This window comes from Salinimicrobium gaetbulicola, assembly GCF_042676025.1.
GTDB lineage: Bacteria > Bacteroidota > Bacteroidia > Flavobacteriales > Flavobacteriaceae > Salinimicrobium > Salinimicrobium gaetbulicola.
Genome location: NZ_JBHTJP010000035.1, coordinates 458938 through 473310, shown reverse-complemented (window position 1 = coordinate 473310; position 14373 = coordinate 458938). Strand labels below are relative to the sequence as shown.

The window sequence follows — 14373 nt, the reverse complement described above, 5'->3', positions numbered from 1 at the left end:
TGAACAATATTACATTTTTTAATTTTATCTTTGAACGACCTCCTTTGTTTTTAACAAATTATTTTTCAAACAGTTACAACATGAGGAGTATTAAAATAATCTTCACTTTTTTCCTGATCAACTTCCAGTTTATAGCATGTCTCGCTCAGCAGAAATTGGAGTATCACATTTTATCAATAGCTTTTTACAACCTTGAAAATCTGTATGACATTCATGACGATCCTTTAAAATTTGATGACGACAGAACTCCGCTAGGAAAAGATCGTTGGACGGAGGAAGTTTATCAAAAGAAGATCCGAAATATGGCTTTTGCCATTAGCCAGATAGGTTTGGAGGAAACTAATTCGCCTCCTGCCATTATTGGAGTCTGTGAAATTGAAAATATATCAGTACTGGAAGACCTGATTTCCCAACCTGCATTAATTGATTATGAGTATGGGATCATTCATTACGATTCACCTGATCTACGCGGAATTGATGTGGCCCTTTTATACAGGAAAAAGCATTTTCAACCATTAAATTCAATATCACATGAGTTAATACTTGAAGACCCAAAAATTCCAGGAAAGCGAATTTATACTCGTGACCAACTAGTAGTTTCAGGCCTTTTGAACGGTGAATCAATTGACCTGATTGTCAACCACTGGCCATCGAGAAGTGGCGGGGAAAAAGCCAGCAGTCCTAAAAGGGAAAAAGCGGCTCTTTTAAATAAAATGATCATTGATTCCCTGCAAAGGATCAATCCCTATACTAAAATAATTTCCATGGGAGATTTTAATGATGATCCAAACAGTAAAAGTTTCAAAAAGGTATTGGCGCCAAAACCTGAAAGTAAGGAAGTTGGGTTTAAGGAGTTCTACAATCCTATGATGAATTTATTTCAACAAGGCATAGGTAGTTTAGCATATAGGGATAGCTGGAACTTGTTCGATCAGATACTTATTTCTCAACCATTACTGGAAAAAAATGCTCCCGGATATAATTATTTTAAAGCCGGAATCTTCAATCCTTCATTTTTAATCACACCAACCGGTCAATATAAGGGTTACCCATTTAGAAGTTTTGGAAGTGGCGGTTTTACCGATGGTTACAGCGATCATTTTCCGGTGTACATTTTACTTATTAAAAAGATCGAATAGGTTTGCCTAAAATTACCCTGTTCGTCAAGAATATTTAAAATGACGTTTAAGGCTATTTATAGGCTTTTCAAAATAGTGCCAGGAAAGCATTGATGTCAGCACCGTCAGGGAAAAGTATATCATAAACCTGATCCCAACCTGAGAAATTTCAGGAAGAATCCCTCCTTCGAATCTTTCGTACAAAGTGCTGATTATGAAGTGGAAAAGGTAAAGACCGTAACTGATCTTTCCGAAGTAAATAAGCACCGGGGTTTCTAGGACCTTCCCGAGGATTCCGTTAAATCCTTTAGAGGCTATGAGAACTACAAAAGTGGATATTACCACGACAAAAAATTTCATGGAATAAAAGAAAACATCTCCATTTTGAACTGTCAAAAGGTAGAACCAGACGGACAGTAAAAGAATTAATATCGGCCCGGCAACTCTGTATAATTTGGAGGTATAATCTGGTCTATTCATTTGAAGCCATGCAATAATGCCACCAAGAGCAAAGGCATCAAAGCGAGCAGGGGTTAGAATAGTATAAAATCCCTCAGGTAAATCAATATGACCAAAACTTACAGAAAGAAAATACAGGGAATAATAACTTGCAAACCCTAATAAGACAAATCCGATCAAAGTCTTCAGGAGATGTTTAGACGGTATAAATAATATTACCCAGGGCCAGAGGAGGTAAAACTGCTCTTCGACAGCCAAAGTCCAGGTATGACCCAGGATTTGCCAATCCTGTTGGATGTAAAAAAGTATATTATTAAGATATAAAAGATAATAGGCGGCGTTGTTATTTATATCATCAGTAAAAGGAAAGGGTAATAAAAGAAAGAGAATGATGCATAAATAGTAGATGGGAAAAATACGCAAAGACCGCCTGACAAAGAAATTTTTCACGACCTGTCTTTTAGGTTGCGAATCAGCGCCTTGAGATTCAGTTTTATTCCTTAAAAGTATTTTAGAAATCAGGAAACCACTTAAGACAAAGAAAAAAGTCACGCCGGAATTACCTAAAAAAAGAGACTCAACCGGAAAAAATCTATGAGGGATCCAATGTTCAATCATAACCAGTAATACCGCAAAGAACCTCAATGAATCTAATTGAGGCATATAGGTTAATCCAGACTTTGAATCCATCCCTTTAATCAAGCAACCTAATTTAAGTTTAGTAAGGTTAAGCTAAAAAAAATCCCCGAATAAACGGGGATCATATTTTTAAAACCATGCGTTCCACGGAATGCGTGAAAGCACAAATACCAGCGCCAGGGTATAAAATATTGCAAGCGTCTTAAATTTAGGTTGGGACGTCAATTTCTTTTTATGTTTTGAATATCCCATTGTTATCAACACCACAGAAATGATCATGATAAAAGGGTGTTCCACTAAATAAAGTCTTAAGGTAGAATCTTTCATAACTCCACCCATTCCACCTTCCGAAAAGGAATTAAAATAAGGAGATACAAAATAAAGGACTATACCAATAAGCAATTGAATATGGGACACGATCAAAGTAAATAAGGAAATACGAAAATCGTTGGCTCCGTATTCTTTTTTAGAAAAGTAACCTATTAAGGCATTGATGCTGGCGATGATCAGGACGACAAGGACCAAATAAGCCCACCAGGAATGAATAAATTGTACAGTTGAATACATAAAAGTCGGTTTTGAGGGTTAAAGATAGTTTTTTTGAAATGAAAAAAACCGCCCCATGTGAGGAGCGGTTAAAAGATAATACTATGAATCTTACTCCCACTTATTTTCAGCAGCATCACCGCCCCAAATAAGGGTTGCCAGGTATGGATTGTCTATGAAAGGGTTTCGGTTCCCCTGAGCCCCTTCAATAACGTTATTACGTTGGATCTCAAAAGCAGAAACAGGGTCTTCAACATTCCATTTCAAGAACAATTCAAGTCCTCCTACCTGTTCAAAATTCTCACCATAGCGAATATTTAAATACATGATCATACGGGCAACATCTCCTTTCCATTCATCACCCGGATAAAACGTTTCTTCATTAACCAAACCATATTCTCCTGATCCTTCTGTATACGGATAATTTAGTCGAAGAGAGTTAACATCTGAATCTGCCACTCGAAGATGGTGCATATCTGCTACCGCCAGTTCGGAGTTTAATTTAGATTGAGGAAAGATATGTTCAGTATTAAAAGTCTGTGGTTCATAGTCGTTCCAGTCTGACCAGTACTCCTCCCAATATCTTGATTCTCCGGAATACATCAGAATTACATTATCAGGATTTTCAAGATCTTCATCTGCATCATACAAATATTCGTGACGCTGACCGTAAGTAAGATAGGTAGTATGCTTTTCTGAAGTGAATTCAGAAATGAAGGTGTAATTGATCTCCTCATTTTCTGTGACTGCGAAATTCGTATAGTAAATCTGTAACTCAGAAGGGATGTTAAAGGAAACCGCTCCATAAACATTTACAACTACTATAGCCGTATCACAGGTTGATTCAGGCTGGTCATTATCACAAATGGTGTATGTGAATTTATCTTCACCGGTAAAGCCGTCAACTGGTGTATAGGTTACTGTCCCATCTTCATTGAGCTTAACCGTTCCTGAGGCACTATTGGACTCTACGGAAGAGATAGTACTTCCGTCAACTATAACATCATTTGCGAGAAGGTCATCAATTGTTATGCTTACAGATTCCATGGTATTTACTGTGTCACCTGTAGCTTCAGGACTTCCGCCATCTAAAACCAGAATCAAAACTGTTGCTGTAGAACATCTATCAGAATCACCAGGTACGCAAAGGGTGTAAGTAAATGAGTCTTCTCCTATATAATCAGCAGGGGGAGTGTATGTGTAAGTGCCATTGCGATTATCTTTAACCGAACCTCCCTGAGAAGTTTCGGTATCAAAAGATTTAATTCTCGAATTATCAACAATCTTATCATTCTCTGTAAAGTCCGATAAAACCGAATCTTCATTCTCAAGAACCTCACGGGAGTCATCGTTGGCTACAGGATTTTCAACAGGTTCGGGAGTTGGGGTAGGCTGTGGCGTGTCCTCTCCTGAACATCCTAGGATTAATAGACTTAGCACCACATAAAACATCTTCTTCATAAGATCGTATAATTATAATCAAGTAAGGTTTTAACAAAAATATTAATAAAAAACCTCTTGCCTAAGATAGGCAAGAGGTTTTCATTTTTTTACAAAAAAAGGATTAGTTATTAAGAACCCACCCAGCTTCAGTCTTAATCAAGCTACTTTGCATTGTAACAGTCGCCCCGTTATATACAGCATAGCTAAGAACATATTTCTGACCTATTTCTGCGTTTGGATCAAACTCGTTTAAGAAAACATTGAATGCTTCCAAAAGCATTTCGTCGCTCCAGTAGTTATCAGAAGTTTTACGCACATCAAAGCTTCCAAAATAACCGGCATTCTCTGCTGGTCCAGGATATTTAGAAAGAAGTGCAGATTCGATGATTCCGTAATCTGCTTTTGTCATAGTATATCTGATTGTATTATCTGGCACCCAGTTAGTACCATCGTGACCAAATTGTAAAGACTGAGTTAGCAAGTTGTTATAAACTTCCCAGTTCATTCCATTGAAAATAAAATACTTTACGAAACTTGTAGTTTTATTTTCCTCAGTGTTTCCGTCACCGTCAATATCATATACATCATCCCCATAGAGTTTATACATAACAGGAACAATGGCACCTTCCTCTGCTGGCTCATACTTGAACTTTTCAGCTAAAAATACCGGAATTTTAGCCTCTGCCTCATCTTCGTTAGAAAAGTTCGGATAGCTTTCACCCATAGCGTTGTACTCGTCCTCCGTAAATCCGAAGGCATAGATCCATTCGCCATCCACTAAAAGAAACCCATCATTTCTTTCGGTAGTACCTCCTTCATAATAGTCGTAGGTAAGAGAAACTAGAGTCCTGTTAGGAACATCAGAAAATTTGTCCTCAATTAGGTCAAAAACCTGCCACATTCTATCGAAGTTAGGATAGGTATCGTCACCATAAGTCGTATAATCAACATCTGTAGCTTCATATACAATTAGACTTTTCTCATCCCTTTTTGGAGCGTAAATGTCGAAAGTTACATTTACAGATGATTCAGCTCCAAAACTTGGGAAAACATCGTTAAGAACAACAGGAACTAATTCCTTTGCCTCATCAACACTTCCAAAGTTTGCGAAAGAAAAATCTAATGTTTCTTTATAATCATCTTCAGTAAGGGTATAAGAAGCAGTTCCAGCTATTTTCCCTTCAATCTCGGCATCAATTTCATCATGGATATCTTCCATGGGCTCACAGCTGGTAAAAACCAGACCAATGAACATGAATAATAAATAAAATGTCTTTTTCATCTTAGTATATTGTTAGAATTTAATTTTAGCTCCTACAGTGTACGTACGCCCAAATCCATACCATACTTCTGCGGTACGAGCATTAGAATCCATTCCATCACGAACAACGGAGATGTACTCAGTATCAAATAGGTTATTAATATTCCCTATTAAAGTAGCTTGAAAATCTCCAAATTCAAAATCGTGAGTCAATCCAAGATCAACTACACTGTAATCAGGAGCTTCCCAAGGCTGGTATCCTTCCCCAACATTGTTAGGATCAAAATCTGCATATAATTTGTCATAGTAGTTGTAATCAACCCTTAATCTCGTTCCAGGTAAGGCCTCATAGTTAGCCCCTAAAGCATAAGTATGTTGTGCAGATCCACCAACAGGAACATCTTTCAACAATAATTCAATTGGTGCGTCCGGGTTTAGAACATTCTGGTCCTCATCGAATACAAAAACATCCCTTACATCACTATCCCACTTCCAGTCTCCAAGAGAAGCCATGGCCGTAAGAGTAAGTTTGTCAAACGGACGGTAAGAAAGATCTACTTCAATACCCTGGTGAATTGCATCTACTCCTAAGATGTTTGCAAAATATGTTTCACCAGTATCTCTCACGAAATATGACTGGGTAAAGGTTCTGTCACCCCAAAGAGTTCTATAGGCGTTCACATTTGCTCTAAAGTTAGCACTACGGAAACCATATCCTAACTCTGCACTGAAGATCTTTTGATTCTCAGCATCTTCATTAATGTCATTCTGGAAATTCTGGAAAACGGCATTAAAGAAAGGCGCTTTTTCAAAATATCCAATGTTTGCGAAAACATTGTGATTGTTATCTATGTTATAGTTAGCACCACCTTTTGCACTATACCCGAAGAAATGAATGAAATCTGTTTCCTGCTCAGGATCGCTATCTAGGTAGTTAAAGTAATCAACTCTCTTGTAAGAAGTATTGGAGGCCGCTACAGAAACAAATGCAGAAAGATCATTTTTAGAATATTCTGCCTGTGCGAATCCACCTTCCCAAAGAACGATACCATCATTGTAATAAGACATCTTATCTCCGGTTCTTGCAACAGCATTAGGATTATTCTCATCTGAATCCTCTAACCAGTAAGTACCTCCTAAAAGATCTTTTACCTCACGGAAGTGTTCTCCTTTGTAATATCTAACATCCAAACCTCCCATTAATTCGATGTCTTCAGTCAATTCAGTAGAAAGTGTTGAAAGAGCCCCGTACCAGTTATGATCATTTCTTGAATCATAAAGAATAGTTCTAGATCCCAGATCTCCGTTAGCAACGTTTTCTTCAACAACCTTATCTAGATCAAGTGGCTGTAAATATCCACTTCTGTATTCAGAATCAATATTTCTAAGATCAGCATCACCTGTGAATCCACCACCTCCTCCGGTTCCGAAAGAAGCATATACAGCAGTTGATAAATTAGTTTTTTCAGAAATATTCCAGTAGTGGTTAAGAGACATTTGTGGTTTGTGGTAGAAGTTATCCTGTACGTGCTTAACCTCGCCATTCAAATAACCCCAGTCACTGTTAAACTTAGTCCCACGATCACTTTTTCTGTAAGTCTCAATAAGGTGTCTAGTCTCTCTTTGCCCGTGTCTCTGAGGAGCACCAAACGCAGTAAAAGATAACTGGTGATCTTCACCGAAATCTTTAGCGACGTTCAAGAAATAAGAATATCCTTCGAATTCAGTTCCGTCGATATATCCGTCACCGGAAGTTTTAGAAGCAGAAACTGTCGCTGCTACTCCGTTATCAAGAACTCCTGTAGACACAGTAGCTCCAAATTTCATGTATCCGTCGTTACCCGTAGTGGCAAATAAGTTTCCACCTTCTTCGGCATCGGTAGTTTTAGTAACAATGTTCACAGTACCTCCAATAGAAGGAACGGCAACTTTAGAAGCCCCTAGACCTCTTTGAACCTGCATAGAACGAGTTACGTCAGAAAGACCAGCCCAGTTACTCCAGTAAACACGACCGTTTTCCATGTCATTTACCGGAACCCCGTTGATCATAACCGCGATATTCTCAGAGTTGAAACCTCTAAGTCTTAATTCGGCGTCACCAAATCCTCCACCTTGTTTAGTAGCATATACTCCAGGAGTAGACTTAAGGATCTCAGGAAATTCCTGGTTTCCGATTTTCGTTTCAATATCAGCAGCTTTAATTGTAGAAACCGCAACCGGTGTTTTACGATCAATAGCTAATGAAAAACTTGTAATAACGATTTCTTCTAAGGCGTCAGCATCTGGTGAAAGAATGATTTGACCTAAATTTTGCGTAGCTCCATTTTGTACTGAAAAAGGAACGACTTTACGCTCATAACCTACGAAACTGATTTCGATTTCGCCGGAAGCTTTCTTAACTTCAAGAGTGAAGTTCCCGTCAAAATCGGTTACTGTACCATTGGTAGTTCCAACTACCTTAATGTTTGCACCCGGTAGTGGACCGTTCAGTTCAGAATCAAATACCGTCCCGGTAATGGTCCCCTGCGCAAAAATTGTAGCTGACGTTAAAAAAAACGCTAATGCTAAAAATTTTCTCATTGTGAAATTTGTGTTTGAGTTTAATTTGTTGATGCAAAAGAACGCATTTTCTCAAAAATAACTTTAACTGAACGTTAAGAATTATACACAAAACATGAACAATTCCCTGTGAAACAAGTATTTAAGCAAAAAGCCCTGATAATCAGGGCTTTTGATGCTTTGTGGGAATTCTTTGATTGTTAAGAAATTTACTCAAGAAAAAATTTTAACATTTTTTTGGTAGAAGAATCATGCTCTGAAATGTCATTTTTTTCAATTTCCTCTAAAATATTGTTTGCAAGTTGTTTACCCAATTCCACACCCCACTGGTCATAACTATATACATTCCAGATAATTCCCTGCACGAAAATCTGATGCTCATATAAGGCAATCAGCTTTCCAAGGCTTTCTGGAGTTAGTTTATCGATTAAAATAGTTGTTGTAGGCTTGTTTCCGGAGAAAACTTTAAAAGGCACCAACTTTTCTACTTCAGAAGAGGAAAGCCCTTTGGATCTAAACTCCGCTCTAACTTCTTCTTCGCTTTTTCCAGCAAGTAATGCTTCAGTCTGAGCAAAGAAGTTAGCCATTAATTTATTATGGTGATCTGCATCTTCAAAAAGTGAATTTTTAAAACCAATAAAATCAGAAGGGATCAATTTGGTTCCCTGGTGGATCAACTGGAAAAAAGCGTGCTGAGAATTGGTTCCCGGCTCACCCCAGATGATATTTCCGGTTTGGTACTGCACCTCATTCCCTTCCCGGTCAACACTCTTCCCGTTACTTTCCATGATAGCCTGCTGTAAGTAAGCAGGGAATCTATGTAAATATTGAGTATACGGAATGATGGCCTGGGTTTCAGCTTTAAAAAAGTTATTATACCACACGGTCAAAAGAGCAAGCTGCACAGGAAGGTTCTTTTCAAAAGAGGTGTTTTTGAAATGTGAATCCATTTCATGCGCACCTTTTAATAAAGAATCAAAATTATTGTACCCAACAGAAAGACTTATTGAAAGACCCACTGCGCTCCAAAGAGAGAATCTTCCACCAACCCAGTCCCACATAGGGAAAATATTCTGAGTCTCGATACCGAAAGCCTCCACTGCTGGAACATTACTGGAAACCGCTACAAAATGCTTTGCCACTGCGTCTGCAGGAGCTTTCTTCATAAACCACTTTCTGATAGTAGTTGAATTGGCAAGGGTTTCCTGAGTAGAGAAGGATTTTGATACAATAACAAACAAAGTGGTTTCAGGATTTAATCCTTCAATGGTCTCATGCACATGGTCACCATCTACATTTGAAACGAAATGGATTTTCAGATGATTCTTATAGTGCTCCAAGGCCTCTGTAATCATTACAGGCCCAAGATCTGAACCACCAATACCAATATTCACGACATCGGTAAAAGCTTTCCCGGTAAATCCTTTTTTCTCACCACTAATGATTGATTCGCTAAAGGCTTTGATCTTTTCCTTCACTTCATACACTTCAGGAATTACATTTTCACCATCTACATTGACAACAGCATCTTTATGCTCCCTTAAAGCAGTGTGCAGAACAGCTCTACCTTCTGTTTTATTTATTATATCTCCTCCAAAATAGGAATCAATAGCCTCTTTTAAACCAACTTCTTCAGCAAGTTCCAGCAAAAGCTTTTGAGTTTCAGATGTAAGTAAGTTCTTACTAAAATCCACATAGAAATCCTCCCACTGAATTGTAAAATCATCAGCACGTCCCGGTTTCTCACGGAATTCATTTTTAAGATCGATATTCTTTATGTCAGCGAAATGCGCTTCAAGCCTTTCCCAGGCTTTAGTTTGAGTAGGGTTAGTACTTCTCATTATATTTGATATGGTTAGATATTTTTAAACTCGATTGCTTCCAATTGAGCCTTTAAAGGTTCAATTGCAGTAAAATATGATGGAATATATTTTTCGTCAATAGGCTCTGCGGAAGGTAAGTTTTGCCTAAAAGGATCAACCTGTCTTCCATTTACCCAAAATCTGTAACAAACGTGAGGTCCTGTCGCAAGACCGGTACTTCCAACATACCCGATCACGTCGCCTTGTTTTACGCGCTGTCCTTTTTTAACCGCACGCTTGGTCATGTGAAGATATTGTGTTGTATAAGTATCGTTATGCCTAACTTTCACATAATTTCCGTTTCCGGAAGTATAGGAGGAGGCGATCACAACCCCGTTCGCAGTAGACCAGATTGGAGTCCCTCTTGGCGCGGCATAATCAGTTCCTTTATGGGCTTTCCATCTTTTCTGAACCGGATGATACCTGCGCGGACTATACCTGGAAGAAATACGACTGAAATTCAAAGGCGCCTTTAAAAAGAAACTTTGAAGAGGCCTGGCTTTTTCATCATAATAATCAGGTCGACCCGAGACAGAATCAGTCAGGAAACTAAAAGCGTAATATGGTTTTTCCTGGTGATAGAATACAGCCGCATCTATGCTCTCAACACCGGCATAAATAGTGTCATTAATATATCGTTCGTTATAAACCAGCTTGAACTTATCACCTTTTTGAAGACGGAAGAAATCAATACTCCACTGGTATATATTATTCATCTCATGAGCGAGAATATAATTTAAACCTGCGTTTTCGATAGCTTCTGAAAGACTTGACTCAATTACACCTGAAACCGTTTTTTTAATCACAGAGACCGGTTTTTTTGCTGTATATACAGAAATGCTATCCCTAAGATCAACCACCGTATAATTGATACGGTCATTTTCATAAACAAACACCTTCGGTTCACTTATAGAATCAGTTTGCTTAAGGATCATATAAGGTTTCCCGATCACAATTTTCCTGGGGTTAAAAGTATCTTTCACCTTTTCAACGATCTGGAAGATCTTTCCGGGATCTACCCCATGGCTTCCCAGGATAATTCCGAAGCTATCTCCAGATCTCACTGTATCTCTAACTACCTCAAAATCATTCAACACAAAACCATACTCCTCCACGATAACGGGAGCCGGTTCTTCTATTGCGTTATCGGCTATTTCAACATTCTTTGGTTCGTCATTACAGGCCGTAACAGCCATCATCATCAGTAGCAGGTAACTAAGTTTTTTCAATTCGTGTGCATTTTTTTATTAAACGTTTCATCTACCCATTCTTTGCCCCATTGCCGCATCTCTTCTTCACTCCAAAGTTCAGGAAAGAAAGAAATACGTTGAAAACTTGGCGGCAGGAACTCTTTCCAATTCGTGCCCCCGGTTGCTGCAACCGCTTGCTTTTTTGCCATCAGGTATCGGTGTGCCGCCCCAATATGCATAAGAAGCCAGTTGACATTGACCGTTACGTCTAAACTACGCAACGCATCAATAAGATTTTTATTATTCTTTTCTTCGGAAGATAACTGTTGATATTTTTCATAGATCGTTCCACCTTTCACCCTGTTTGCCAGGCGTAGAAAGCGCGGGGTGTATTCTTCCTCGAATTGCTTTAAAGTTAAGGTTTTTTCTCCTGAAGCCAGGTCTGTGGCGCCTCTTTTCCAGTATATGTTCTCATATAACTCTTCTACAGAATTTTCCTTAGTGAAGTCATTTCGAACATCTGTATGCACCAAATTCCCTAAAGGAGTGGAAAACATCTCGATCATTCTGAATTGGGCCGATTGGAACCCGCTTGCCGGAAGCAACGCCATCCTGAATTTCAGGAATTGCTCTCTTTCCATCCCTCTTATCATCACGTCAAAAGAATTCGTAAGGATCCTGAAATAACGAACAATCCTATTCACTTTTTCAGTGAAAAATTCTACAGAAAGATCTTCAGAATCAACTATTTGCTTCTGCTCATGAATGATAAGCTTAAAATATAACTCTGTGATCTGGTGGTAACCAATGAAGATCTCTTCATCGGGAAAATGCGTTCTCGGGTTTTGCAGACTTAAAAGCGTATCCAGGTGAATGTAATCCCAATACGTTAAATACCTGTCATATAATAAGCCGTCAAGGTATGAACCCAGATCCTGACCGGAATTTTTAAATTTCTCTTCCAGCTGCCTGACCTTATCGGCAATCTCAGGTTTAATATCTTTCATGTATTTATTTCATTATTATTTTTAAAGGATGTTTCAATCCTTTAAAAGCGTCGATATCTGCATCCAGGGATCCAACAGCTAAATCGGCTTTGATCTTTACCGGCATTCTGTTCTTATCGTCACTTACCCATATGGTAAGGCTCTCCTTTTCTTTGAACACTCTGCCAGCCAGCACATAAGGCTTAAATTTTAGCGTTGCAATATTACCCAATTTTGTTTTCACGACCTCTCTTCCGAGAAACTTTAACTTAAAGTCGTGATTTTCATTATCAAAGAACATATTCATGGTCATCATCTCTCCAGGAGCTATAGACTCTACATCTAAATTATTCCGAAGATAATAGAAGGCCGAAAGCATATCATGTACATTATCCTGAACCTGAAAAGATTCTTTTTTGTTATGCTTTTTATTGAAAACATGAGCCGTGTTCGTCTGGTGGTCAAAGTCTATTTGAATATCCTTGGTATGCCCACCTTCATCTATTTTCCTGATAAAGCGCATAGGAGAACCCGTTTCTTTGTGAATATAGGTCTCGTAGTTATCATCAACCTTAAAAAACAGGTGAAGAAGTCCAGTAGATCTTCCTTTTCCAACTACATGATAAACGGGTTGGTCGCGAAAGGTGGATTCTTTCACTTCAAGAGTGGCAAAACTGGCGTTGAAAACACCGTAATGTATCCTGAACTTAAACCATTCCCCACCGTCATAAGCCTGGTGAGACTGGGCTGCGACATTAAGAGTTATTAGGGAAATTACAATTGTAATTATCTTCTTCATGAATGATATAACTTTTATATTGGGGGATTACAATTACAATTTCTGTTCCAAATGTATTAAATCAAAAAAACCCCGTCAAGTGAATGACGGGGTTTTTAATCTTATTAACCAACTAAAACTTAAATTATGAAAAAAAAATTATTTTTTTCCAATTCTGGTAACCACTCCAAAATTGCGGTGCAAAAGTCTTCTAATTGTATAATAAAAACAAACAGAAAATTAACTTTAACGCATTATTCGCAGAAAATAGTGGTTTCGTTGATTAAAATTAAATATTAGCTATTTTTATTCAAAAATCTACAATGTTCCTCTCAAACTTTGCTCTCTTTCTATAGCCTCAAAAAGGGCTTTAAAATTACCTTTTCCAAAAGATTGAGCTCCTTTTCGCTGAATGATCTCAAAGAACATGGTTGGTCTGTCTAAAACAGGCTTGGTAAATATCTGCAATAAATAGCCTTCATCGTCTCTGTCAATTAAAACTCCCAGTTCCTTTAATGGCTCAAGATCTTCATCTATCTCCCCAACTCTGTCAAGTACATCATCATAATAGGCCTCCGGCACGTAAAGAAATTCCACTCCACGGTCACGCAGTTGGGTCACTGTCTCAATAATATTATCTGTGGCAACCGCTATGTGCTGTACTCCTGCGCCGTTATAAAAATCAATATACTCTTCTATCTGAGATTTCTTTTTTCCTTCGGCAGGCTCATTGATCGGGAATTTAATTCTTCCGTTTCCATTACTCATCACCTTACTCATTAAGGCAGTATATTCGGTAGAAATATCTTTGTCATCAAAAGAAACTAACTGTGCAAAGCCCATCACCTTGGCGTAGAACTCACACCACTTGTTCATTTCATTCCAGCCAACATTTCCAACCATATGGTCGATATATTTCAAACCTACATCTTCTACCTTGAAGTTTGGTTTGTAAACCTTGTAGCCCGGCAAAAATGGACCTGAATAATTCTTTCTTTCCACGAACACGTGTACTGTTTCACCATAAGTATGAATGCCTGAAAGAACCACATGCCCGTTCTCATCTTTGATCTCTTTAGGTTCCATGTAAGATTCGGCACCACGCTTAGTGGTTTCTTCATAACTTTTACGAGCATCATCTACCCATAATGCTACGACTTTCACCCCGTCACCATGCTTATCTATATGCGCGTTGATCTCACCTCCCGGTTGAATTGGAGAAGTTAGCACCAATCTAATTTTTCCTTGTTGAAGAACGTAAGACACACTGTCTTTACTACCAGTCTCCAATCCGGAATATGCTACCGGCTGGAAACCCCAGGCCTGCTGATAATAATAGGCTGCCTGTTTCGCATTTCCAACATATAATTCCACGAAATCAGTTCCCAGGATTGGCAAAAAGTCTTCTGCTGCCGGAACTGTTTTTTTAATTTCTGTTGTGTTTTCTGTCGCCATAATCTTCTATTTTTTTTCATATTTCAGACTTCTGAAATATGATGTGCTTTTTATTATTTCTTATTTAATCGCCCTCA

Annotated in this window: 11 protein-coding genes; 1 reads left to right on the top strand and 10 read right to left on the bottom strand. The window is 38.4% G+C overall.

The window, feature by feature from the left end; translation table 11 throughout:
* The first annotated feature begins 80 nt into the window (after positions 1 to 80).
* Positions 81 to 1139, top strand: a complete 1059-nt coding sequence (locus ACFQ1G_RS11485; protein WP_380739680.1) for an endonuclease/exonuclease/phosphatase family protein — start codon at positions 81 to 83, stop codon at positions 1137 to 1139.
* 24 nt (positions 1140 to 1163) lie between these two features.
* Here ACFQ1G_RS11485 and ACFQ1G_RS11480 read toward each other — a convergent pair whose 3' ends face one another.
* From ACFQ1G_RS11480 to hppD, 10 genes are all read right to left on the bottom strand, one after another.
* Positions 1164 to 2240, bottom strand: a complete 1077-nt coding sequence (locus ACFQ1G_RS11480) for an acyltransferase family protein (protein ID WP_380739679.1) — start codon at positions 2238 to 2240, stop codon at positions 1164 to 1166.
* Positions 2241 to 2345: 105 nt separating this feature from the next.
* A complete protein-coding gene (locus ACFQ1G_RS11475; RefSeq protein WP_380739677.1) occupies positions 2346 to 2783 on the bottom strand; it encodes a hypothetical protein in 438 nt (145 codons plus the stop codon).
* Positions 2784 to 2873: 90 nt separating this feature from the next.
* Positions 2874 to 4223 (bottom strand): endonuclease, encoded by a 1350-nt coding sequence (locus ACFQ1G_RS11470; protein WP_380739675.1) that lies wholly within the window; start codon positions 4221 to 4223, stop codon positions 2874 to 2876.
* A 103-nt stretch (positions 4224 to 4326) separates the two neighbouring features.
* Complete coding sequence (locus ACFQ1G_RS11465) at positions 4327 to 5487, bottom strand: hypothetical protein (RefSeq protein WP_380739673.1); 1161 nt, start codon at positions 5485 to 5487, stop codon at positions 4327 to 4329.
* A 12-nt stretch (positions 5488 to 5499) separates the two neighbouring features.
* Complete coding sequence (locus ACFQ1G_RS11460; RefSeq protein ID WP_380739671.1) at positions 5500 to 8046, bottom strand: TonB-dependent receptor; 2547 nt, start codon at positions 8044 to 8046, stop codon at positions 5500 to 5502.
* 188 nt (positions 8047 to 8234) lie between these two features.
* Positions 8235 to 9866 (bottom strand): glucose-6-phosphate isomerase, encoded by a 1632-nt coding sequence (pgi, locus tag ACFQ1G_RS11455; protein WP_380739669.1) that lies wholly within the window; start codon positions 9864 to 9866, stop codon positions 8235 to 8237.
* Positions 9867 to 9880: 14 nt separating this feature from the next.
* A complete protein-coding gene (locus ACFQ1G_RS11450) occupies positions 9881 to 11116 on the bottom strand; it encodes a M23 family metallopeptidase (RefSeq protein WP_380739668.1) in 1236 nt (411 codons plus the stop codon).
* On the bottom strand, positions 11113 to 12084 hold the full coding sequence (locus ACFQ1G_RS11445; protein ID WP_380739666.1) for a tryptophan 2,3-dioxygenase family protein: 972 nt from the start codon (positions 12082 to 12084) through the stop codon (positions 11113 to 11115). Before ACFQ1G_RS11445 ends, ACFQ1G_RS11450 begins: the two co-directional genes overlap by 4 nt.
* Before the next feature lie 4 nt (positions 12085 to 12088).
* Entirely contained in the window at positions 12089 to 12862 is a 774-nt protein-coding gene (locus ACFQ1G_RS11440) for a DUF3108 domain-containing protein (protein WP_380739664.1), read from the bottom strand.
* Between the two features lie 297 nt (positions 12863 to 13159).
* Positions 13160 to 14296: a 4-hydroxyphenylpyruvate dioxygenase gene (gene hppD / locus ACFQ1G_RS11435; RefSeq protein ID WP_380739662.1), complete on the bottom strand. Its 1137-nt coding sequence runs from the start codon at positions 14294 to 14296 to the stop codon at positions 13160 to 13162.
* Positions 14297 to 14373: the final 77 nt, after the last annotated feature.